At 53.1% G+C, this 23,308-nt stretch carries 14 protein-coding genes; 9 read left to right on the forward strand and 5 right to left on the reverse strand.

From position 1 onward, the window contains the following. Positions 1–108 precede the first annotated feature (108 nt). A complete protein-coding gene (locus VE954_RS36895) occupies positions 109–2,064 on the forward strand; it encodes a 7TM diverse intracellular signaling domain-containing protein (protein ID WP_324962586.1) in 1,956 nt (651 codons plus the stop codon). A gap of 22 nt (positions 2,065–2,086) precedes the next feature. Here VE954_RS36895 and VE954_RS36900 read toward each other — a convergent pair whose 3' ends face one another. Then, positions 2,087–4,042, reverse strand: coding sequence for a sensor histidine kinase (locus VE954_RS36900; RefSeq protein ID WP_324962588.1), 1,956 nt, complete (start codon positions 4,040–4,042; stop codon positions 2,087–2,089). A 212-nt stretch (positions 4,043–4,254) separates the two neighbouring features. On the opposite strand from VE954_RS36900, the gene VE954_RS36905 reads away from it, so the two are divergent. The 6 genes from VE954_RS36905 (at position 4,255) to VE954_RS36930 (ending at position 11,808) form a co-directional block, all read left to right on the forward strand. Continuing rightward, positions 4,255–6,258, forward strand: a complete 2,004-nt coding sequence (locus VE954_RS36905) for a PAS domain S-box protein (protein WP_324962590.1) — start codon at positions 4,255–4,257, stop codon at positions 6,256–6,258. Between the two features lie 48 nt (positions 6,259–6,306). Next, the gene (locus VE954_RS36910) at positions 6,307–7,089 is read left to right on the forward strand and encodes a response regulator (protein WP_324962592.1); all 783 of its coding nucleotides are present in this window, start codon (positions 6,307–6,309) and stop codon (positions 7,087–7,089) included. 227 nt (positions 7,090–7,316) lie between these two features. Further along, positions 7,317–9,680, forward strand: coding sequence for a hypothetical protein (locus tag VE954_RS36915; protein ID WP_324962594.1), 2,364 nt, complete (start codon positions 7,317–7,319; stop codon positions 9,678–9,680). After that, positions 9,667–10,581 carry a hypothetical protein gene (locus tag VE954_RS36920; RefSeq protein WP_324962596.1) on the forward strand — a complete coding sequence of 305 codons (915 nt, stop codon included), beginning with the start codon at positions 9,667–9,669 and terminating at the stop codon, positions 10,579–10,581. The genes VE954_RS36915 and VE954_RS36920 overlap by 14 nt, the downstream gene beginning before the upstream one ends. A 5-nt stretch (positions 10,582–10,586) precedes the next feature. Then, positions 10,587–11,150 carry a cyclic nucleotide-binding domain-containing protein gene (locus VE954_RS36925; RefSeq protein ID WP_324962597.1) on the forward strand — a complete coding sequence of 188 codons (564 nt, stop codon included), beginning with the start codon at positions 10,587–10,589 and terminating at the stop codon, positions 11,148–11,150. 88 nt (positions 11,151–11,238) lie between these two features. Then, a complete protein-coding gene (locus VE954_RS36930) occupies positions 11,239–11,808 on the forward strand; it encodes a GTP-binding protein (protein WP_324962599.1) in 570 nt (189 codons plus the stop codon). A gap of 2 nt (positions 11,809–11,810) precedes the next feature. On the opposite strand, the gene VE954_RS36935 is transcribed toward VE954_RS36930, so the two are convergent. The 3 genes from VE954_RS36935 to typA all read right to left on the reverse strand — a co-directional run bounded on the left by VE954_RS36935 (position 11,811) and on the right by typA (position 15,408). Continuing rightward, the gene (locus tag VE954_RS36935; RefSeq protein ID WP_324962601.1) at positions 11,811–12,251 is read right to left on the reverse strand and encodes a hypothetical protein; all 441 of its coding nucleotides are present in this window, start codon (positions 12,249–12,251) and stop codon (positions 11,811–11,813) included. A gap of 105 nt (positions 12,252–12,356) precedes the next feature. Further along, positions 12,357–13,556, reverse strand: a complete 1,200-nt coding sequence (locus VE954_RS36940) for a tRNA-dihydrouridine synthase family protein (protein ID WP_324962603.1) — start codon at positions 13,554–13,556, stop codon at positions 12,357–12,359. 4 nt (positions 13,557–13,560) lie between these two features. Beyond that, positions 13,561–15,408 carry a translational GTPase TypA gene (gene typA, locus VE954_RS36945; protein ID WP_324962605.1) on the reverse strand — a complete coding sequence of 616 codons (1,848 nt, stop codon included), beginning with the start codon at positions 15,406–15,408 and terminating at the stop codon, positions 13,561–13,563. A gap of 268 nt (positions 15,409–15,676) precedes the next feature. On the opposite strand from typA, the gene VE954_RS36950 reads away from it, so the two are divergent. Both VE954_RS36950 and VE954_RS36955 read left to right on the forward strand, forming a co-directional pair. Continuing rightward, positions 15,677–17,638 (forward strand): response regulator, encoded by a 1,962-nt coding sequence (locus VE954_RS36950; RefSeq protein ID WP_324962607.1) that lies wholly within the window; start codon positions 15,677–15,679, stop codon positions 17,636–17,638. Between the two features lie 137 nt (positions 17,639–17,775). Next, positions 17,776–20,472: a DNA topoisomerase gene (locus VE954_RS36955; protein ID WP_324962609.1), complete on the forward strand. Its 2,697-nt coding sequence runs from the start codon at positions 17,776–17,778 to the stop codon at positions 20,470–20,472. 2 nt (positions 20,473–20,474) lie between these two features. On the opposite strand, the gene VE954_RS36960 is transcribed toward VE954_RS36955, so the two are convergent. Further along, complete coding sequence (locus VE954_RS36960) at positions 20,475–23,246, reverse strand: 7TM diverse intracellular signaling domain-containing protein (RefSeq protein ID WP_324962611.1); 2,772 nt, start codon at positions 23,244–23,246, stop codon at positions 20,475–20,477. Positions 23,247–23,308 lie beyond the last annotated feature (62 nt).

A 23,308-nucleotide genomic window follows, 5' to 3' on the forward strand; every position in this document is an offset into this window, starting at 1 on the left:
GATAACGAAGTCAAAGTCTCAAGGATAGTGGAGAGGTTACCAGGGCGGCAGAATCTGCCCCTCGCTTTCCCCTGGTACGAGCCGAACAGCATACAAGGAAAGCCTCATGTGAAGGACATAGAGTTGCCAGGTCTCTTCATTACAATCTATTTGCTTGGCCTATGGTCCACCCATGCATGGGCTGATTGGACCTTTGAGCCTGGCCGGCATGTATTCGTCGCCAACGAAAGCTTTCAGTATTTGTGTACCACGGAATCCCTCCACTGGTCGGCTGTCCTGCAGCGCGCCAACGAACTAAGGCCCACGAATCGAAAGAACCTGGGGTTCAAAGTCGATGAGGACTGCTGGAGTATCATAAAAATTGATAACCGCAGCGCCCAAGTTGAACGAGCCTTTCTGGAGCATGGTCTATCGCTGACCAGCCGCCTGGATATTTTTCATGAGACCAAGGGAAGTCTGCGCCAGGAAAAAACGTTGGGTTTGCACGTTCCGTTCGTCGAGTGGTCGGTGGATTATCGTCTGCCGATCTTTGATTTGCGGCTCGAGCCGGGCCTGAACACCATCGTGGTTCGGCAAAAATCGCGTGATGTTATGGTTCTGGATTGGCGCCTTTACAGCCCGGAAAACTTTTATAGCCGGATCGTGACGGAGCTGCTGCTCTTTGGCGGATTTTTTTCCATCTGCGTGGCGCTTGCGTTTTATAATATCGTGATCTACTTTGTGAATCGTGAAATTTCGCATGTCTTCTATTTTTGTTATCTCAACCTTTATGCATTAGCTCAGCTCTACCTCGTCGGTCTCCTTAAACAGCTTGCTTTGCCCACTGCCGGCGCTGGTGTCCATCAACTGGGACTTATCACCATAGCCGCCGCGCTCGGCATGACCTCTTATTTTGTGTATTACTTCCTGGACTTTCCAGCCTATAAGCCATGGTTTCGCCGCATGATCCATACCTTTGCTTGGATGCAATGGATCGTTGTCGTGCTGAGCCTGACTGATCAGATTCTGTGGGCGGCTATTTTTTGCCAGGTGTTTTCCCTGCTGGGTTCGGTCATGGCCGTCCTTTCTGCAGCCATCGCGGTCAAGCGTCGGCACCCCTTGGCCAACTACTTTATCATCGCCTGGACGATGCTGATCGTCGGCAATGTGATCCAGGTGATGCATCTGCAGGGCCTTGTGCCGGACGTTCCCTGGGTGGTGAGTATGAATTTTGTGGGCGCGAGCTTTGAAGCCATCATCATCTCGTATGCTCTGGCTCATAAGATGCGGCTGGGGCGTCTGCAGGAAGCACAAAAGCGGCGTCATGCATTTTCGCAGCTGGAAAAAATGGTTCATCCCCATCAGATCGAACAGATGAAGCGCGGTGATATTCTGGAAACAACCATGCCCCACGCGTCAGGGGACGCGGTCGTCCTCTGCCTTGATATTATCGCGAGCACCAGTTCCCAGATTGAAAATCTTTCCAATTTTCTGCGCCGCTTCTTCGACCGTTGTGAAATCCTGATGAGTCGGGATTACAAAGGCGAAGAACTGAGTGCCTCAGGCTATCGGATCAAGGAGATGGGGGACGGCTTTTTATGTGCTGTGGGGTGTCCGTTCATGACCCCTCCGGGACGTTCGCCTCGTGAAGTGGCCATCGAGTTGGCTTTCGGTTTTCTGGAAGCTTTTGACCAGGAATTTTCCCAAACCGTGTCCGCGGAGCGAACTTTTTGCTCCCTGGGCCTTGCGCACGGTTCCATCCAGGGTTTCTTCACCGTTTCGGGAATTCGCTCTTATGAGCTTTTCGGCGACAGCATTGTCCTCGCGACCCGCTATGAGGGCCTGCGCAAACAGTGGCCACCGGAGCGCCCGGGTCATGTGATGACCTTGCAGCATCGTCTGTACGAATGCCTTCCACCGCATTATCAGAGTCTGTTCCAATGCCATAAGTTGAAACCTGGTGCAGGCGCCATTCGAAATGATGCCGATGCGGAAGCATTTTATCGCGGTATTTTTCCATCCGGAGCGGCAGCGCGCATTCTGGCGAACACCGATCCCACGCGGCGCGAGGACCTGGCGTCCTAATTCTGGGCGAAATCTGGTGCATTTAAAGCGCAAGCTCAGCCATAGGCAATTCTATTATGAATCGGGTGCCATGCGCCTGGGAATCAAAATAGAGTTGCCCGTTGAACGACTGGATAATGCCCTGCGCTCGGCTCAGGCTTAAGCCGGCTCCTTCGCCCACGGGACGGGTCGTGAAAAAAGGTTGAAAGATTTTGCTTTGGACCTCCATTGGAATGCCCGGTCCACTGTCCTGAACAATCAAGATTACGGTATACTTTTCATCCTGGGTGACGGTAATCAGATGAACCTCCAGAATTTTCTCAGGCGCATGCTGCAGCGCCTTGATCGAATTGTCAAATAGTGTTGAGATGACTTGAATGAGCTGGCTGCTATGACCGAAGACCATGAATGGTCCCCCTTTCATCTCCAGCTTTAACTGAATCCCACTATCCTTGATGCGCGTTTCATAGAGGGCCAAAGCTTGGCGCAAGGTTTCCTGCAACGATACTTTTTCCATCTCAAGCCTGGTGTCGACTCGTGCAAACGAGCGCAGGGAATTGACGATAAAAGCGATACGTTCGACGTTGCTTATGATTCTTTTGGCAATGTCACGAATCCGCGTGATGTTGGGCGGTTCCCGATTCAGCAGCCGACCGATGACTTCAGCATACCCGCTGATTATCATCAAAGGGTTATTGATTTCGTGGGCCATGCCAGAAGCCATTTCGTTCAGGGCTCGCATTTTATAGCGGTAAATAATGGATTCCTGCTGCGCCACCCACTGATACTGACGCTGACGTAAGGCATAAACGCGATGCGAAAGTCCCACCGACATCAGAATCATTTCCAGCCCGAACGCTATGGACATGATGTCCGAAGGCACCATCATCTTCAACACGAAATTCCCAATATAGTAAGTGCTCACACTGAGAACGGGACACATCAGTGCGATGAAAAGAAACCAAGCGTATCGCTCCTTATTCATAATCTTGACAATGCTGCCCGCCATGCCGAGCAGGACAGTCGCCGTATTCAAAAAAGGATTCCATGGCATGAACATGTGAGGGTCTACAAGTATGCCCAGAGCCGTGATAAGACTCAGGCCAGAAATGAGCCACAAACTCCGAGCGAGCCAGGACTCCTTCAAGCGGAGATGGAGAAACCAGCAGAAGAACGTGGCCGCCCCAATATTGGAGAAAGCCGGTGTTGCATAAGGGAGATTGTGCAGCCAGGTTGGGGTGCGATACCAAAATACCGCATAGAAGGCCGACGAGAAGAGCATGGTGCAGGACATGCAGATCACGAACACAAGGTAGGCGAGGTAAACGGGATCGCGGACGGAAAAGTAGAGACTCAAATTGTGAAAGAACAAAGCCAGGACCAGGCCAAAGTAAAGCCCATAGGCCGCCAGATAAATCCATTCCAGTTTTTGATGATCTTCAACCAAACGCAAAATGTAGTGCGTATCCAGAATGCTATTGGAATGCTGCTGAATGACGACGCGTCGTACTTCGTGCGGCGGCAGGCTGAGCCGAATGCCGATCAGATTGAGCTTCAGCTCCCTGCCTTCCCAAGGCGAAAACGTCCCCGCCTCCAATTTTTTTAGAAGCTGTCCGTCCGCATCGTAAACGGAAAAATCAGCTTGCGTTGGGGAGGAGAAAGGCAGAGCCAGGACTCTTTCCTGGGTTTGATCGGTGGGATTGTAGAATTGACCCGATAACCACAATGTATCGCGGCTATAACCCCAGGACTTTCGATTGGTGGTCCAGTCCTCAGGCCGCGGCTTCCCGTCAGGTGGAGGATCCCGACTCACTCGAAACGCATCACTTACGTCTGCGGAATGATGGGCTATGCCCCAAGGCGCCGCGGTGTCGGCCCGAAGAGGCAGGGTGAACAGCCCCATAAGGGTCATAATAAGGCCCACGCTTCGCCAGGATTCTAAGATCATGATGTTGCAGGTCGAATTTCGTTTCGAAAGCCTGGCCGTGCGACCCATCATTTCTCCTTCACGTGACTCGACCTCGCGATTTGATTTAGTCCTTGATAGGGGGTTTATCAATAGGTTTCTCGGAGGGGAAACTTCATCCATGAAAACGCGCCGGGTCTTGCAATCTTTTCGCATAAGTCAGTTTTGGCAAATGCTTTCGTCCTCAGTTTTTGCCTCCTGGAACCGATCCTTACCATAAGATGCAAACCGTGAGAGTGGAAACCATGAACCTGCTTAAAGCTTGGCGAATTCCTTATTCTGCACTCTGCGCTGGGTTCCTCATGATCATCAGTGGTCTGGTCCTTCTGGGCTGGCTGTTTGATATCGCCACGCTGAAATCGGTGATGCCTAACTATATTACGATGAAAGCCAATACCGCTGTCTGCTTCTTGCTGTTCGGGTTGAGTATCCTGCTCAGGTCAAGTGCAGCCCACTGGCAAAAGACGCTGGCCTTGACCCTTGCTCAGATACCTTTGCTGATCAGTGCGGCGACCGGCTGCGAATACATTTTTGATATCAACCTTGGCCTTGACGAGCTTCTGTTTCTGGACCCAGCTGGGATCAAGGGTAAATTTCCACCAGGTCGCATGGCTCCCATTACAGCCTTCTCGTTTGCACTTCTATCCATCAGCACGGTGTTGATTCACCTGGGTCAGCCACGATTGATCAGGATCGCGCAGTCGCTGATTATTCTGGTCTTTCTGCTCGGGTTCCAGGCGATGATAGGTTATTTTCTGGGACTGACCTATACCTTTGGTTATGCGTATTTTACCCAGATGGCTTTTCATACCACGGTGCTCTTTGTCACGGTGTGCATCGCCTTGCTTTTGGAGCGCAGGGATGTAGGCTTCATGGCCATCTTCTTTGCGGACACTGGGGCTGGCCGTATGCTCCGCCGGATTCTACCCATGGCTCTGATTACACCCCCGCTTATGAATTGGCTGGCGATCAAAGGCCAGGGCCTCGGGCTCATCGATGAGAACTTTGCCTTGATGGTTCGCGTGGTGGGAAGCAGCCTCCTTTTCACGTGGATGCTTTGGAAGAGCAGCCTGACCATGCACCAGGGGGAAGAAGAACGAATCCATGCCGAGCGGGAGCGGATCCTGATCGAATTGGAAAAGAAAGCCACAGAATCGGTTCGGGCCAATGAAGCTCGCCTGCGAACGATCTATGAAACAGCTCATGATGCCGTCGTGGGCATTAATGAAGCCGGCCTGGTCGTGGACTGGAATCCCCAGGCGGAAAAGATCTTTGGTTGGAGTAAAGAGGAAATCCTGCACCAGTCACTGGCTGAATTTATTGTCCCAGCCCAGTATCGCACGGCCCACCGTGACGGCATGCATCGGTATCTGCAGACAGGTGAGGCTCGGGTCATCAATCGAGTCATTGAAATCACGGCCCTGCGTAAATCCGGTGCGGAATTTCCTATTGAACTGTCCATTACTCCCGTCCGCATCGATAACACTGTGGTCTTTACGTCCTTTATTTCCGATATCAGTGAACGCAAACGCAATGAGGCTGAACTGATCAGTGCGCGACAGGCGGCCCTGGCAGCAGCCCAGGTGAAGGCTGAATTCCTGGCCAACATGAGTCATGAGATTCGGACGCCCCTGAACGGTATCATTGGGATGACCGACCTTTTGTTGGCCACGCCGCTGGATGAAACCCAGAAGAATTTTACGCAGATGCTTCAGGAATCCGGGGCCGGGCTCTTGAATATCGTGAATGACATTCTGGATTTCTCAAAAATTGAAGCTGGAAAGATGGCGCTTGACACCATTGACTTCAGCCTATCGAACGTGATCGAGGCCCAGCAGTCCCTGTTGAGTCCCAAAGCTCATGGAAAAGGCCTCGAGATCTATTGCCTTGTGGACCCGAATATTCCCAACTCGTTGCGGGGGGATCCAGGTCGCATCAGCCAGGTTCTGCTGAACCTGATCAGTAACGCTGTGAAGTTCACCGAACGCGGGCACGTCTATATTAAAGCCGAAGTTCTGGAAGCCGATCCCCAGGCGTTTCAGGTCCGCATCAGTGTGCGTGATACCGGGATTGGGCTGTCGGAAGAAACCGCCCGTAAATTGTTTCAGCCGTTCGTGCAGGCCGATGGGTCCACAGCCCGACGTTTTGGAGGCACGGGCCTGGGTCTTTCCATCTCGCGTCGCCTGGTCGAACTCATGGGAGGAAAAATCGGGATCTTAAGTCGGGAAGGAGAAGGCTCTGAATTCTGATTTTCCTTGCCCTTGCCCATTTCCAAGGCCATGGAATCTCCCAAATCAATGGAACAGGCTTCTCCGATCCGCGTGCTCCTGATTGAGACCGATAAGATCCTGCGTGATATTGTTCGCACGTATCTTGAGGCCTGGGGCATGACACCGGTGGCCTGCGCGTCGGCGGCTGAGGCGGATGCGCAGCTCGCTCAATGCGATATTATCTTGATGCCGAGCACAACGCAGGAAGACGACCACAAGGCGACCGAACAGCTGACAAGCAAGGGTTCGTCAGCCAGGATTATCCTGGGTGTTCCGCTTGGTGTGTCGCTGGATTCCAGTTCCGCTTCCATAACACGTTTGATCCGTCCCTATAAGCAGTCAGAACTCTATAATGCGATCGTTACGTCCGTCAATGGCTCGGCGCATGCGAGCGCACCTTTTCAGACCCGACTGGAAAACCACAAGCGATCCTCGACCGGCGGTCGCATTCTGGTGGCGGAAGACAATAAAGTGAATCAACTCCTGGTCCTTAATCTTTTGCGCATGCTGGGTTTTCAGGCCCAGGCCGTCGCCAATGGACGTGAGGCTATCCAGGCTTTGGAAGAGGGTGCCTTCGATTTGGTTCTGATGGATTGCCAGATGCCGGAAATGGATGGGTTTGAAGCCACCGATGTCATTCGCAAACGGGGCTGGAAAATTCCCATTATCGCCTTGACCGCCAATGCGATGTCCGAAGACAAGGCGCGCTGCCTGGCCGCCGGTATGGATGATTATATTTCAAAGCCTGTTCGCAAAGAAGCCCTGCTGGCGGTCCTGGAAAATTGTCTGAAGAATAATCAGGCCGCCTGAGGTGTATGGCCCCACACTCTCTTACCCTCAGGCATAATTCTGTCCCTGCCCATTCTATCCTAACTTACCACTCGAAAAATTTAGTCCGAAATCATGCAAGTGTGCCTTTCCATTCGAACTTCGTGGACTGCGTTTGGCGCTTCAACTCTCGGGCGACGGTACCGATCCTTTTGCTAGTCACAAAATCGCGGGAAGTTTCGCTTTATACCGGATGTGGAGACTCGCCGATGCAGCATGTAAGAAAGCGCCAGGGCAGAGAAGTTAAGAGTCACGAAGGCACAACCTGGACGACCAATAGTGACCTTTTCATGTCCATTGCTATCATATTCCTTATCATGTTCGTCTTCGCCCTTCTTTCGTCTGGTGCAACGCAGCTGTCTGTGCAGCAGGAAAAGATGGATGCTCAGAAATACCTGCTTGGTAAAATACCAGAATCGGACAAGGTGAAGACGGTTCAGGAAATGGATGATGTCGCCAAGGACATCCAGCAGATGGCTGAGAAAAGGGAAATGATTAAGACCAGTCTTACCCAGCTGGCTCAACTCGCACAATCGATCGAAGGTCGTGAAGATTCCATCAAAAAACTTTATGATCGTCAGAATAAGAACCAGGCTCTCCTCAAACAGTCACAGGAAATCATAGCTCTTAAAGAGAAGGTCATCCTGGAAAAGGATCAGCAGATCACGGCCACTCAGATCCAAATGAAACAGATGGAAAAGAGCCTTTCCCTCAACAAAAAAGATCTGCAATCTTTGGACACAAGTCTAGCCGACCTTCAGGCCCAATCTCAATCGAGTCAGACTGAGTTGAGCCAAGCCAAAACCGCTCTGACGGCGAAGACAACTGAAATTGCAAAACTCCAGCAGACCATGCAGACGACAACCGCTCAAAGTGAAACACTCAAAAAGCAGCTGGGCACGGTTGAGAAATCCCTCGCCGAAGCCAAAACACAATCCAACCAGTACCAAACGATGTCAGCTGATCTGCAAAAGCAAGTGGAACAAAATCGGGTTGAAAGCCAGGCTTTGACGGAAGCCAAACAGAACGTCGAACAAAAGCTGCAAAAGATGCAAAAAGATAATCAGGGATTGAGCGACGAGCTGGCCAAGCTTCGCCAGGAAAATCAGAACCTGAAAAAGGACAATGGCCAGCTTGCCGCTTCAAACAGCGAGCTGAATGCCAGCCTTAAGTCCAGTCAGAGTGCGAATGAAGGCCTTAAGTCTCAGCTCAGTAAGGCTGGTGATCAAATTGCTGCGCTGGAAGGTCAAGTCAAGGGCCTGGGCCAGGAAAACGGTCAACTGCAGGCTGCCAATGGTCAGCTAGGTGAAGCCCTTAAGAAAGGCCAGGGCGAAAGCGAAGGTCTGAAATCCCAGCTGGGCGCGATGGGCGAAAAGCTTGGGGGCCTCGAAGGCCAGGTCAAAGGCCTGGGTAAGGAAAACGGTCAGCTCAAAGATGCCAATGGTCAGTTGGGTGAAGCCCTGAAAAAAGGCCAAGGCGCCAACGAAGGCCTGCAGGCGCAGCTGGCTCAACAAGGCAAAGCGCTGGCTGACTCCAAAAAACAGACAGAAAATTTGCAGGATGCCCTGAAGGATATCAAGCAGAAATTCGCGGCGGTGCAGTCGGATAATAATGGCAATAAGAAATTGGCGGATGATCTGAGCAGGCGGTTGGCTGTGCTGGCCCAGGATCATGATCAGCTCCAAAAGGAATCGAGCGAACTGGGGAAAAAATTAAACAACCTGGGCCAGGATCACCAGAACGTGAGCCAGAAACTCAGTCAAGCGGAAAAAGCCCGGGTGGTCTGCGAAGATGAAAAGAGCAGCACCAAGGATCAGCAGAAGAAACTGGCCATGGCTGTGCACGATCAGGAAAAGAAACTGGGTGATGCAGCCAGCACCCTGGCGGAAGCCCGGAAAGCCGTCCAGACCATGGGCAATGAGCGCAAGCGGATTGCCGGGTCGATTGCCAACAATCTGAAGTCGTCAGGAGTCGAGGTCGATATCAATCCGGAAACAGGTAATATTACCCTGCGTATGGACGAGTCCTTCTATTTCAAAAACAACTCGTATGAGCTGCGCGATGAGGCCAAGCAGAAAATAGCCCAGATCATGCCGATCTATGCTCAAAGCTTGCTGGGCACACCCAGCATCGCCAACCGTATCGAAAAAATTCTGGTCACCGGTTTTGCCAGTCCAAAATTCAATAAAAACTATGTCGATCCCATTTCAGCCGTTGGCGAACCCTATGAATATAACCTGGACCTCAGTCTGAGCCGCGCCCGGGAAATCGTCGCCTACATGTTCGGCACAGGTATCAGTAACTACCCCTATAAGGACCAGATGCGGGGGATCGTGAGCGTGTCAGGCATGGGCCTGATGAACCCCATCCTTTTGGATAAAAACTCGATTTGCCATAAGGATCCGACCGCGCGCAGCCGATTGGAAGAGTGCGGCTGCGAGACCTACGATTGCAAGAAGTCACGCCGGGTCGAAATACAATTCGTCTTGCGTAATCAGAAAGATACCGAACGTCAGCTGCAAATCATTTCGGACAAGTTGAATGAGCGAGGAGCCAACCATGTTAGCCATTGAGTTGTTCAAGAGTTACCTGATCGAGGTCATGGCCGTGACCTGTTTGATTGCCCTGTTCCTGAGGGTGGTGGCTTATCGCACGAATCGATCCAACCAGGCTTATTTCAATGCCTTCGCCTTTTCCGTCATCCGTCACGTGGAAGAGGAAGAAGCCAAGAATGAGCCGGTTGAGGATGTCGATGTCTGGTTGGAAAATATGCTCGATTCCGTCAAGGAGCATTTGCCCGATCGCTCGCTGCGTTTCAAGAACAGTATAGGCTCCCGGTCCGAACGCTTGACCGAATATACCAATGGCAAGCTGAGCGTGGTGATGGCCATGAAGCAGCAGTCCGATGCTTTGAAGAGCCCTTATCCACCTAACTTTATGGAAGTGGCCGACCGTGTGCTGGATCAGGATAAAAAATGGCGATCCATCCTGGGCTTCATGCCTGTGGATGCCCTCAACCGTGGCCTTGACGTGCTGCCGAACCTGTTCGTGATCGGCGGTATCCTGGGTACCTTCGTCGGTATCACCATATCCCTGCCTCTGATTGGTGCCATCGATATCACGAAGCTGGCGGAAGCCGGCCCTATCCTGAATCAATTCGTGGCCGGTGTGGCTCTGTCCATGAATACATCCATTGCGGGTATCGTCTTCTGCGTGATCATGACTCTGGTGACCGCTCTGTTCCCCTTGAATGCCAGTCGTGATGAAGTGGCCAAGAACTTTGAACGCGCTGTTGAAGTCATGTGGTACCGCATCCACGGCACCAAACTTTCCCCAGCTGAGCAGAAAATTACCATGGCCTTGGAAAAAATGACCCAGGAAATGAGCCGCCTGCTCACGAGCATCAGCGAGGAACTGAAGAAGCAAAACCAGGATAACAATGATTCGACCCCACGGCTGCGGAAGGGGGCTTGATTCCCATGGCTATCAAGGACCTCTTGAAAGACTGCCCCCTGTTTTTCGAACTGTATGACGATGAGATTGAAAATGTGGTGAAAGACCAGAAGGTTCACCACTTCGAAAAAGATGAAAAAATCATCGAGGAAGGCCAGCGCGCGGATCAAATTTTTATCCTGCTTGAAGGCGTTGCGGATCTGCAGAAGGCAACACCCGGCGGCCGGATTCGGGTGGAACGCCTGAAGCAGGGCGAGGTTTTTGGCCTTCTGATGCTGCTGGATGAAACACCCTACAGCATCGATGTGATCGCGCAAACCCGCTGCTCTGTTCTGGAGATCAAACATCAATCGATCATTAAACTGTTTGATAAAAAACCGCGCATCTTTGCAATCATGACCCTTAACATCTGTCGCATCCTCGGCCGTCGTTTAAAAAGCGCTTATACCCGGATGTCCCAGCTTAAGGTGCCGGTGGGTGATCCCGCGATGCCTCTGCGAACGGACTCCAGCCCCATGATGGATGGCGCCCAGTCGTCGGCTTTTCCGGATCATGAGGTTCATACCCCTCCTGTCAAGCGTGTCGGATGACGGTGGAATTTGGCTCGAAATTGGATTAGAGTGGCCCTGCCTTCGATCAGGTTCAGGGTTCACCTTTCCACTCGAGTTGAGACAGGTCATGATTGAACTGCCACCGCGCCGCGCAAGCCCAGTTCCCCTGCATATTGTTGGGGGACTTTTTGGTTCGGGCAAAACCAGTTTTATTCAGCATCACATCCATGAGGAATGGGCCGGGGAAAAGCTCGGTGTGATTCTTTGCGAAGAAGGATCGGTCAAGCTGGATTTTTCGCGCACGGTCGAGCCCAAGGTCCAACGCCTGTTAAATGCCTGTGTATGCTGTGAAATGGCTTATACTTTTTTTGAGGTGTTGGTCACTTTGCTGCGAGATCTGGATATCAAAAGAATTGTGGTGGAGATTACCGCGCAAGCGGACATCCACCAAATTTTTGATTTTATTCGCAGCTCACACTTGCGCGACTACCTAGTTTTTGAACCGATCCATATTCTGATGGATGCCCGCAATCCGCATATGCGTGCGGATTCGCCGGCGCCATTGGTTCGCCGTCTCATGGATCAAGCTGATGTTTTTGTGTTGAGTTTTCATGACCAGGAGGGGGCCAGACCCTTTCACGGGGGCGCGAAGCCATGGAAGCTCAGTCCCAGGGTTGAGACTGAGCCTTCGAGCTAAGACTAACCTTTCCCGTTTTGGCCGGGATCGTTCTGCATCGGATCATCATCGTCGTCATCTTCATCATCTTCATCATCATCGTCGTCGTCATCATCGTCATCAGGGTCTGATCCATTGTCACCCGGATCATTCGTATGGCATTTGTCATCATGCAAGGAATAAAGATGCGCCAGGCTCATCAGAGCCATGGGGTCGCAAGTATCCGTGCCCGGAGTGTTCGGGTTCTGAGTATTCGGAGTCTCAGTCCCTGGATCGGGAGTGCCGCCAGGGGGGACAATAGGATCGCCCGGGACGCTGCCAGGAGGCGTGCCGGTGGCATCTCCATTGTTCGTAGGAGGCGCCGAGTTATCACGGGATGAACCACCCGTGACACCTTTAAAGGTAGCATTGGTACACGCATTTAAACTGAGAAGCAGCCCAATTATGAGCCACGGATGCCGCATAGAGGAGCCCTCTTTAATTAACCCAACATTGGCTGAGTGCAATTCTGAGAGGCTTATCGGCCCAATTCTTATTTTTCTGAAAAATTCTTTATAAATCCTAAAAAATCAAGTGGTTATGCTGGCCAATTGGATGGGTTCTGACGCGGCAGGGGTCGGCTTCTGACGACTGCTGGTGAAGAGCCAGTCCCACTCCGAACGATGGCTCACCAGAAAGGATTCGTCTGCCGGGTCCAGTCGCTCCAGGCCACTCAGGAGTTCGCCCAGACTTTTGGAGCGCAGGAGCAAAGGCTCGAAGTAAGGGGCTGGGAGGCTGCTGCGCAGATAGTTCCAAACCATTTTCACGCGACCCAAGGTGATGCGATCAAGTTCAAGATCCTTGAGTGGAAGGATTTTTCCGGAATGGGCGACACAGAGTTCATCGTAAAGTGCGGCCCAGGCTTCACTATGGGTTCCTGCGGAAGTTTTCCAGAGACCTTTTTGCACCAAAGGCTCCAGTCGATCAATTTGATGATCCATGCCCAGATCGGTCAGCAAAGCAAAGCAGGCCAAGGCCTTTTGCACCAGGGACCGCCTTATCGCAACCGGCTTTTGGTTACGCAGTTCCAAAAATATCCAGGGATTGCGCAGAGCCCCACGTCCCACGATAAAGCGCGACACGGAAGGAGCCATCGCGTGAATCGGCGGCATGGAATCCACACCGAGGATATCACCCGAACCCACCACGGAGCAGGGGAGCTGTTCTGCAGCCTTTTGAATAAGGTCCCAGCGGCTCGAGCCATCATACCGATCCCGCCTTGTTCGGCCATGCACGGTGAGTTGCTTCAAAGGCACAGAACGTAGGCCATGGGTCAGAACGTCGAACGCCGCCGTATCATCGAAACCGGTGCGCATCTTGATGCTAAAACTTTGCGCCGGCAGAGCGTCAGCCATCCGTTCGGCAAACCCAACAAAAAGCGCGGGATCCTTGAGCAGACTTGAGCCCGCACCGCCGCTCACGGGATTGGGCGAAGGACAGCCGCAGTTCAAATCGACAAACTCCGCATGCGATAACAGCAAACGCGCAGTCCGCACAAAATCGTCGGGATCAGCGGTCATGACCTGGGGAATCAGCTGGTACGGGACATCCCACTCACGCGTGAGTTCGGCTGCGAAATCGATTGGAATTTGAGCTGGAAAGGTATCGGTGGCTCGAAGAAAAGGCGTCGATGCAAAGGCAGGAGCACTGACCTGGGCAAGCCAGAGGCGGAAGGGGAGTTCGCTGACTCCCTCCATCGGCGCGAGGCCAAATGTTGCTCTTCCGCTCATCAACTTAACGCTTTGAGTTCCGCTGGTTTTGCGGGAGGATTTTTTTCCGCAAACGAATCGTTTCCGGGGTGGCTTCGATCCACTCATCATCCTCGATCCACTCGATACACTGTTCCAGTGACATCTTGCGGATACCCTGCAGCATGACCAGACCGTCGGAACCGGAGGCACGGTGGTTGGTCAGTTTCTTTTCCCGGCAGGCGTTCACGTTCAGGTCCTGATCCTTGGCGCATTCGCCGATGATCATGCCTTCGTAAACCTTCATGCCCGGATCCAAAAACAGCTGACCACGTTCCTGGATGGATTCCAGCGCGTACGGAATGGTTTCGCCGTCACGGTCGGAAATCAACGCACCGTTGATACGGTGCACGAGTTCGCCTTTGAAGGGAACGTAACCGATAAACTCGGAACTCATGATGCCTTCACCACGGGTGGCGGTTTTGAAGCGTGAGTTGATCCCGAGGATACCGCGGGTTGGAATTTCGAACTTCAAACGAATCCGGCCGTGGCCGATGTTTTCATAAGAACTCATGATGCCTTTACGGGTCTGCAGCATCTCGGTGACTTCACCCGAGAACTGGTCCGGGAGGTCGAGAACGAGGCGCTCGATCGGCTCCAGGGTGTTGCCCTTCTCGTCCTTTTGGAAGAGGACTTCGGGACGACCGATCATGAATTCCAAACCTTCACGACGCATCTGCTCGATCAGGATCGCAAACTGCAATTCGCCGCGGCCGAGAATACGGAACTGATCCGGCTGGGCGGTTTCTTCGAAACGGAGGGCCACGTTGTAACGGCAGAAGCGCAGCAAACGATCGCGCAATTTCCGCGACTGAACCGCTTCGCCTTCCTGACCCGACAGAGGTCCGGTGTTGATCGAGAAGATCATACCGAGGGTTGGGCTTTCCACGATGATACGAGGCAAAGCTTCCTGGGTTTCGTTGGCCACGATGGTGTCACCGATATGGACTTCATCCAGACCGGCGAGCAGACCGATATCACCCGCTTCGAGGCTATCGACTTCAACCTGACGCAAACCTTTGAAGGACAAAACTTTGGAAACCGTAAACACGCGGTTGACCGGCTTGCCAGCGCTGTCCACGGACTTGCTGATCAGGCGGTCGCCTTTTTTTACAGATCCCGAATACACGCGACCTACGCCCATTTGACCAACCCACTCGGAATAATCGAGGTTGCTGATCATCATGCGGAAGGGACCTTCTTCGATTTCTGGCGGCTTCACGTATTCCAGCACCAGATCAAAGAGAGGCTTCAAATCGCCTTTTTTGCCTTCCAGCAGGCCCGGGATTTCGGCCGGATCCGTCGTACACCAGCCCTGACGGCCGCACGCGTAGAGGATAGGGAAGTCCGTTTGATCTTCCGTGGCGCCAAGGTCACAGAAGAGGTCGAATGCGCCGTTGATCACTTCATTGATCCGGTCGCCTTCGCGTACTTCAGGACGGTCCACTTTATTAATACAGAGAATGATCTTCAGGCCTTGTTTAATAGCCTTTTCAAGAACGAAACGGGTCTGGGGAAGGGGACCTTCCGCCGCATCAACCAAAAGGATCGCGCCCTGGGACATGCCCATGATGCGTTCCACTTCACCGCCGAAGTCGGCGTGACCCGGGGTGTCGATGATGTTGATCTTGGTGCTGCCCACGACCACGGATGTGTTCTTCGCGAGAATGGTGATACCACGTTCGCGTTCGAGATCCATCGAGTCCATCACGCGATCATCAACCGCCTGGTGTTCCTGAAAAGTCCCGGCTTGTTTGAGGAGGAAGTCCACAAGCGTGGTCTTGCCATGGTCAACGTGGGCGATGATACAGATATTGCGTAAATTTGAGCTCATAATGGTCCGTCCGCTGATATAACCGTGCTGATAATTTTCCGCTTAAGTCTAACAGGTCGGGAAAGCTAACACATAAAATTATTGATGGCCAGGTGTCTTTTCCTCCTTTGTGACAGGATTGGGACTTTTCAAAAAATGCCTGCGAAAGTCGTTCAGGTCCCGGGATTGAACCCCGTCGGATGGAGCGGAATCAGCCACTGGGTGATTTTTGTTATTAAGATCGGTAGGTTTTGGGTCGATAAGGTCCTCAGTCAAGGAGTATCGAATCATGGCACCGGAAAGCCGCATCAACAGCGCTAAGATAGCACTTCTAACGGAAGATCGCTACGCACTCTGTTCTTTGTGGCGTCAGTTGGTGCAATTTTGGCCGCATGAGATGGTAACCGTGACACGTAACACGGCGCTGCTGTTGAAAATCTTTCCCAATCTCGAAACGATTTGGCTTAAAGCAGAGACTGACGCACCCCTGGAGCGGCTTTTGAAGCTGGTCGATGATCTGGCCCTGCGTGAGTCTCACTGCCATCTGATTGTGTGTCTTGATCAAGCCACGCCAGCGGAAATGCAGGAACTCATAGAGCACGGGGTCGACGAAATCGTGTTTCAAGCTGGCATTATGGCCGAACCGATGATCCTGCAAAAAACCATGATCGTCCTCAAAGCACGGGGCGAGCAGAACCGCGCCTTAAGGGCACATATTATCCGCCATCAGAAGGCGCTGCAGACCAAATCCGAATTTTTAGCCTGGCTGAGCCACGAAATCCGCACACCTATGAATGGTGTCCTGGGACTTCTGGAACTTTTTCCGCAGACGGGCCTGACGGCTGAGCAGCAGGACATGCTGGATGTCATGGGACGAAGCGGGCAGCGCGTGGTCGACCTTGTGTCCGAAGTTTTGGATGTCAGTCGGATTGAGGCCGGCAAGATGAATCGCATATCGCAGAATTTTCATCTGCGTCGGTTGATTGAAGATTGCATGAGCCTTTACGCGCGTGATGCCAATCAGCGTGGCCTGATGATCGGCAACCTGGTGGAGGCCGATGTTCCGGATCTGTTATTAGGCGATGAACGCAAGCTGAGTCAGATTCTCAATAACCTGCTCAGCAATGCCGTGAAATATACCAGTGCTGGGCATGTTCTGGTCAAGGTTCGCGTGGAAGCGTGGGAAGGTCACAGCTGTCGACTCCTCTTTGAGGTTCAGGACAGCGGACACGGCATCGGACCTGACGAGATCAGTCGAGTCTTTGCGCCCTTTGAACAGACCCAATCCGCGCATTTGAGTCGGAGCCCTTCCTCAGGTTTAGGTTTGAGCCTGACGAAAAAACTCGTCGAGTTGCTGGGCGGCAGTATCCATTTGCAAAGCCATCTGGGTCTGGGCAGTACCTTTTCCTGCGCCTTGCCTTTTGAAGTCGTCGATCAGCCCTTGGAATCCGCTCGGCCCCATCCATCATCCCGCCGTGCGGTGGTGATCAGTGATGATCCCAATCGTGTGCTGGTCCTGCAGCAGATGCTCGAACGCAGTGGACTGTCCGTTTCGGTGGGGCGCACACACGAACCCTTGCCCGATGCGGACTGGTATTTCTTTGGCGAACAGAAAGACTGGGAAAAACGTCATCAGGGCCTCAGGTTGGATCCAGGATCCCGACGCGCCTATGTCCTTCGCAATCCAACATCCGATCGCCACCAGCCTTTGGAAAACCGTTTCACCGCGTTGCCTCAGGGCTGCGAGTTTATCGATCTGCCTTTAAAACAATCCGATCTTTATAAACGCATCATGCTGCAACCAGGTCCAGGTCTGGAGCCCGTGTCCCGTCCCATCGAACATGCGCGTCTAGCGTCCACCTTTGAAGGCGCCCGCATCCTGGTTGTCGATGATGATCCGGTCAATCTGAAAGTTGCGGACAAGCAGCTCAAAAGATTGAAAGCGGAAACCACTCTGGCCGCGTCCGGGGTGGATGCTTTGGAATGGCTCGAGAAAAAACACTTTGATCTGATCTTTGTCGACTGTCAGATGCCGCATATGGATGGTTTCGAGCTCGTCAAAATCATGCGTGGCCTGCCCCAGGTGATTCCGGGCACGCCCGTGATCGCGCTCACAGCCCTGGGTCGCGATGAAGACCGAGAAAAGGCTATCCAGCATGGTTTCACTGATTTCCTCGCCAAGCCTGCTCAGCTGGAAGACATCCAAAAAGTGCTGGGCCGTTGGCTTCCTTCCGAAACACCCGCCGCCTGAATTTTTGATCTGACTTTTCTGCCCGGGTGCCAACTCGCATCCTATAGTCCTTCCCATGATACGAATTTCTGAAGTCTCCCAAAATGCTCCGCAAGGCCAGTCTGGTGCGTCGTCCAAGGCAGGAGAACTGTACGGGAATGACAAAAAGTCAGGAATATCTCTTGACAGCGGGGTATCTTAAAGTTTTTGTAGGGAGGAATAGCCAACCGGAAGGACAGAGCGTATCGATGCAAGGAAAAGGTCTGATAATCACTGAGAAGCCAAGCGTCGCCAAAGATATCGTGCAAGCCCTGGGAGGCTTTGAAGAGAAAGGCAAAGGGGACTACTACGAGAGCGAGACCATGGTCTGCACCTATGCAGTCGGCCATATCCTGACTCTTTTGGAACCTGAAGATATCAATCCTATCTATAAACGTTGGCGTCTGGCCGACCTGCCCATCATTCCCGAAGACTTCAAGACCAAGCCGGTGCCGAATCAAAAAACGCGCCTGGGTGTGATCAAGAAGTTGATGGAGCGCAATGATGTCACCTGGCTCGTGAATGCCTGCGATGCGGCGCGCGAGGGGGAATTGATCTTTCGTGAGATCGTCAAACACGTGGGCATCACCAAACCGATTCATCGGCTTTGGCTCCAATCGATGACCAAGAAAGCCATCCAGGACGGCTTCAAAAGCCTGCAGGATGGAATGAAATACACCGGCCTCGCGGCGGCTGCCGAGTGCCGCGCGCATGCCGACTGGTTGATTGGCATGAATGCGACCCGGGCGCTGACGGTGCGGCTCAAAGCCAAAAATCAACGCGGCGTATCCTGGTCAGCAGGCCGGGTGCAAACACCGACGTTGAGCCTTCTGGTCGAACGCGAGCTGGAAGTTCTGGAGCACAATCCCCAAGCTTATTGGAAGGTGATTGGCAATTTTGAAGTGAACAGCCAGGTTTACGATGGCGTCTGGTATGATCCGGCTTTCGATCGCAAGAACGCCACGCGTGAACAAAAAGAAGATCGTATCTTCGATAAGGCCAGGGCCGAGGCGGTGATTCAAATCATCGTTGGCAAACCAGCCGTGGCCAGTGAAACGCGGAAGCCATCACCGCGCAGTCCGCCGATGCTTTTCGATCTGACATCTTTGCAGAGAACGGCCAACACCCGCTTCGGCTGGTCAGCGACCCGGACTTTGCGAGCGGCGCAGCGCTGCTATGAAACGCATAAGGTCCTGACTTACCCGCGTACCAGTTCCAAGGTGCTCCCGGAGGATTACAAACCGGAAGTCACCCGCATTCTTGAGATCATGGCCGCCACGGCTGACTACGGCCCGCATGCCAGGCATCTGCAGGACAAGGGTCTTTTGAATCAGGATAAGATCTTCAATAACGAAGGCGTCACGGATCACTTTGCCATCATTCCCACCGGTGAAGTGCGCGCCTTGGAAGGTGATGATCAAAAACTTTTTGATCTGGTCACCCGGCAGTTTCTGGCTTCGTTCTATCCGCCTTCGGTCTATGAAGAGGTCGAGCGGATCACGGAAGTGGCGGGACAGCATTTCCGCAGCAAGCCCCCGCGCGTTCTGAAGGAAGCCGGCTGGGAAGCCGTCTTTGGCAAAGTGCCGGATAAGGGTGACAAGTCCTTTGCCGCTTTGATTCCTGGCAAAGATAAAGCGGAAGGCGTGACCGTGAAATCGGGCGACGCCCTTCTTGAAGAGCATGAGACCAAGCCACCGGCTCGGATCAGTGAAGCCGGTCTCTTGTCCCTGATGGAAAATGCCGGACGGCATATTGAAAATGAGGAAATCTCGCTAGCCCTCCGCAGTGCGGAGGGCCTCGGTACGGCGGCGACGCGTGCGGATATCATCGAAAACTTGAAGAACCGCGAATACGTGGATGAAAACCTGCGGCCCACGCCGAAGGGCATTCGATTGATCGACATTCTGCATCGCATCAATGCCAGCCGTCTGACGTCAGCTGAGCTGACAGGACAGTTGGAAGTCTTTCTGAATGAAGTGGAAGAAGGCAAACGCTCGCCTGAAGATTTCATGCGTGAAATCGCCACTTATGCCAAGGATGTGGTCGACTCCACCCGCGATTTTGATTTTGAGCAGATCTATCCCGACGAAAATCCGCTGGGACCCTGCCCGAACTGTCAAAGACCTGTGTTTGAACGAGCCTGGTTCTATGGCTGCATCGAAAGTACGAAGCGGGCGGGCAAGAAGGCTTGTGATTTCCTGATCTGGAAGGATTTCAACGGCCGTTATATCAACCGTAACGCGGTCCGTATTTTGCTGGAAAGAAAAGTCACGCCGGAACTCGATGGCTTTAAGAACGCCAACGGCAAGGATTACAAAGCTGTTTTGGAACTTCAAGGGGGCAAACTGGTCCGCCGGGTTGTGGAAAACAGTGAGGTGGATCCGAATCAACCGCAGCTGGACGTGAACCTGGAACCGATCGCACCCTGTCCTTTGCGGTGTGCTCCGGATTGCATGGTGATCGAAACGCCCGCTGACTACGCGTGTCAAACCAAGGTCAAGGGCCGGGACGCTGGTGAAAAACGCGGCGCGCCTGGGTTCGCCTTCCCGCGTGTGCTCTGCAAACGCAGCCTCACGCGCGAGGATCTGGTGGCCTTTTTACAGACTAAGGAAACACCGATCATCAGTGATTTCGTTTCCAAAAAAGGTCGCAAGTTCAGCGCCAAGCTCGTGATGGAAAATGATTGGACCGGCTTCCGTTTTGAATTCCCGCCGCGCGCTAAAAAATCGGCGGCCAAGGATGAAGAAGGACCTGTTGAGGAAGCCGCGCCGGCCCCTGCGGTGGCTGCGGCAGCGCCTGCTGAAGGTAACGGCTAAGTTCAGGCTGTCTGCTGATGCTGGTCGGTTGGTGATGCACCCCGAACCAGCGACGCAGGCAGCGTCATAACAAATGCGAATGGCTGGCCCTCGATGCCGTTCCATTCAATTTGAATATCCCCGCCGACTTCTTTGAGATACTGGCGAACGGCAGCCAGCCCCACGCCACGACCCGAGATACTGGTGACGGTATCGGTCGTGGTCAAACCCGCTTCAAAAATAAGCTGAGCCAATTGTATATTGGATCGACCCGTGATGGACAGATTCAAGGTCTGGGCCTTGGCCCTTATGCGATCAAGATGAAGGCCGCGACCATCATCCTGCATGCTCAGATAAACGCCATGGGTGTCGCAGCTCCAGGACAAGTGGATGCGGCCTCGCGGCGGCTTATTTTTAGCCAGACGCTCCTCAGGTGGTTCCACACCGTGGTCGAGCGCATTGCGGAAAAGATGCATGAGCACCTTGTCAAGCAGAGGGATCGCACTTTTATCCAGATACAGCTGCTCGCCTTCGACGATGAGCTGAGGTTCCGGCTTATCCAGATCGCGGGCCACCCTGGAGCAGAGCAGTCGATACGACTGAAGGTAAGGACGAAGGTCGATAAAGAGCTGATGAGACCACTTATGTAAAAGCTTCTGCCGCTGGTAATGGTCGTGGGAATTCAGAGTCCAGCTGCTGACCAGACTGTGCCAGAGGCCCAGATCGTCGACGGAGACGCCCAGCTTATCCGCATCGTTCAACCCTTGGAGCTTGACTTCAAAGGTGTGCTGATAGGAATCCAGCAGAGCGGCGATGCGCGCAATGGATTCCCGAAGCAGGAGTGGTGACCAAAGCGCGGGGCTCTGCCGCACTTTCGCATACTCCTCTTCCAAAAGATGCGCGGCATCCGAGAGGCGACTCAGGCCGAGACTTCGGGCTTCGCCTTTGATCGTATGCAAATCGATGAACAAAATTTTCGCCAGTTCGGGGTCGTAGGGCGCGTGCGCCCCGCACAGGCGCTGATCCTCGTCCAGGGCGGCTTTGGCCCCGGCGAAGAAGCGTTTCAATTTCCGAGGATCGGCCTGGACCAGCTCGCTGATCACCCGCATTTCATTCTGCTGGGTATCAGCGGCCGCACGCAGCTGACGAATTTCAGTGACGTCGCGGAAGCTGAGGAGCAGGCGACTGATCGTCTGCGAGGCATCCACAATCGGCGTCCAGTCCAGTTCCAGGGAAATCCTGTCGCGGGATGGCAGCTTCAGCTCGCAACGCATGGGCAGGTTGCTGACATTCAATTCGGATTGAATAAGATCTTCACCCAGGCAGGCCCGCAACGACTCCATCATCCGAGCCTTCTCATCCACAGAAAGATCACTGTAGGTGAAAATCAAACTCATAATGTCTTTCTGCGCGATCTTATCCGTACCGAGCAGACTTTCCGTGTACTTCGCGTATTCGCCTTGAACCTTCAGATCATAACCGTCAATTGTCACAATCCCTTGATGCAGTGTATCCAAAATCGAACGGATGCTCCGCGTTTTTTGGTCGACCAGATTTTCCACATTGCGGAGGTGATCGGAGAGAGCCGTATTCGCTTTGGATAGACTCTCTTTTAAAGTGTTTAACCGGTCGGCAAGTGAAAACGAGAGCAGCACGGCTTCGAGAACCGAACCAACCTGCATGGCATTCTCAGTGAAAATATTCCGCGGCATGAAACCAAACTGCTTCAGCATATAGAGGACAGTGCCAAGAACCAGCGCCGCCCAGGCGCAGACATAGTAGCGAGCCTCTTTTTGTCCGCTGGCAAAAGCATAAATCCCGGACGCCAAAGCTGTGACGCTGCAGATGATACTGAGGCCGGCAACGACCTTGATGATGATGCGATAGGGAACGAATGCTGCCGCCACGAGCGACAGCGAAGTCAGGATAATGAGGATGATCAGCATGCGGCTGATCCAAGGGTGAGTCCGTTTGAAATGCAGAAAACTTTGGGCGAAAAGCATCATGAAGACCAGGGTTAAGGCACCACCCATGGACACGGAGCGGTCCACAAACTCCGGCAGATTCGGCCACACATAATGAAAGGCGATCCCTTTCAGCGAGGACTGCAGGACGATATAGCCAATGACAAAGAGCGAATAGTAAAGGTAAGTGACCTGGCGAACAGAGAGAAAAATGAAAAAGTTATAAAACACCATAATGAGCATGGCGCCATAATATAGGATCTGCGCGCCTTCCGTGTACTGGCGCTCCTCATAGAAAAACTTTTCCTGCCAGAGTTTGACGGGGATCTGAGTCGAGCTGGTGGAGGCGACGCGGATATAAATCTCGCGCAGCTCGCCCGAGGGCAGATCCACGGGAAAGGCAAATGACGTATGGATAATGGGCCGTTCCCGGAACGGATACATGTCACCCGCCACCAGTTTTTCCACGAGCTGACCTGAACTGTTGAGAATATGCAGCTGGATGTCATCGAGCAGGGGCCAGTCGATTTCCAGAATCAAACTCTGGATGTGCCTTTGATCGGACTTGAGCACCACGCGAACCCAATAGGCATGCGATGTCCAGCCAAAAGTGAGTTTATTCGCAGCTCCAGGGTTCCAGGCCACCTCGGGAAGAGCCAGCACCTGCTCCAGAGTTTTCTGGCCCGTGGTGTCTTCAATAAAATCAGAAACAGGGACAAGATCGGCGACCGGAATATGCGGGCGGACTTCAAAGGCGTTGCCACCACCTGATGCGGCTTGAGACCACATACTCAGCAGTAAGAACAGCAGCCAATGCCTGAATCCGCTCATGAGATCCCCCGCCCAAGTCCTCTGGATCGGTGCCTCAAGGGAAAGCCTTAGGAAGTTGGCGC

The sequence above is a fragment of the Oligoflexus sp. genome, from assembly GCF_035638955.1.
Classification (GTDB): domain Bacteria; phylum Bdellovibrionota_B; class Oligoflexia; order Oligoflexales; family Oligoflexaceae; genus Oligoflexus.

Excerpts from the sequence above, each read along its gene's own strand:
- VE954_RS36955 (WP_324962609.1), top strand. The coding sequence starts at position 17,776 with ATGACAAAAAGTCAGGAATATCTCTTGACAGCGGGGTATCTTAAAGTT.
- VE954_RS36900 (WP_324962588.1), bottom strand. The coding sequence starts at position 4,042 with ATGATGGGTCGCACGGCCAGGCTTTCGAAACGAAATTCGACCTGCAAC.
- VE954_RS36920 (WP_324962596.1), top strand. The coding sequence starts at position 9,667 with ATGTTAGCCATTGAGTTGTTCAAGAGTTACCTGATCGAGGTCATGGCC.
- typA (WP_324962605.1), bottom strand. The coding sequence starts at position 15,408 with ATGAGCTCAAATTTACGCAATATCTGTATCATCGCCCACGTTGACCAT.
- VE954_RS36935 (WP_324962601.1), bottom strand. The coding sequence starts at position 12,251 with ATGCGGCATCCGTGGCTCATAATTGGGCTGCTTCTCAGTTTAAATGCG.
- VE954_RS36960 (WP_324962611.1), bottom strand. The coding sequence starts at position 23,246 with ATGAGCGGATTCAGGCATTGGCTGCTGTTCTTACTGCTGAGTATGTGG.
- VE954_RS36915 (WP_324962594.1), top strand. The coding sequence starts at position 7,317 with ATGCAGCATGTAAGAAAGCGCCAGGGCAGAGAAGTTAAGAGTCACGAA.
- VE954_RS36940 (WP_324962603.1), bottom strand. The coding sequence starts at position 13,556 with ATGAGCGGAAGAGCAACATTTGGCCTCGCGCCGATGGAGGGAGTCAGC.
- VE954_RS36925 (WP_324962597.1), top strand. The coding sequence starts at position 10,587 with ATGGCTATCAAGGACCTCTTGAAAGACTGCCCCCTGTTTTTCGAACTG.
- VE954_RS36950 (WP_324962607.1), top strand. The coding sequence starts at position 15,677 with ATGGCACCGGAAAGCCGCATCAACAGCGCTAAGATAGCACTTCTAACG.
- VE954_RS36905 (WP_324962590.1), top strand. The coding sequence starts at position 4,255 with ATGAACCTGCTTAAAGCTTGGCGAATTCCTTATTCTGCACTCTGCGCT.
- VE954_RS36930 (WP_324962599.1), top strand. The coding sequence starts at position 11,239 with ATGATTGAACTGCCACCGCGCCGCGCAAGCCCAGTTCCCCTGCATATT.
- VE954_RS36910 (WP_324962592.1), top strand. The coding sequence starts at position 6,307 with ATGGAACAGGCTTCTCCGATCCGCGTGCTCCTGATTGAGACCGATAAG.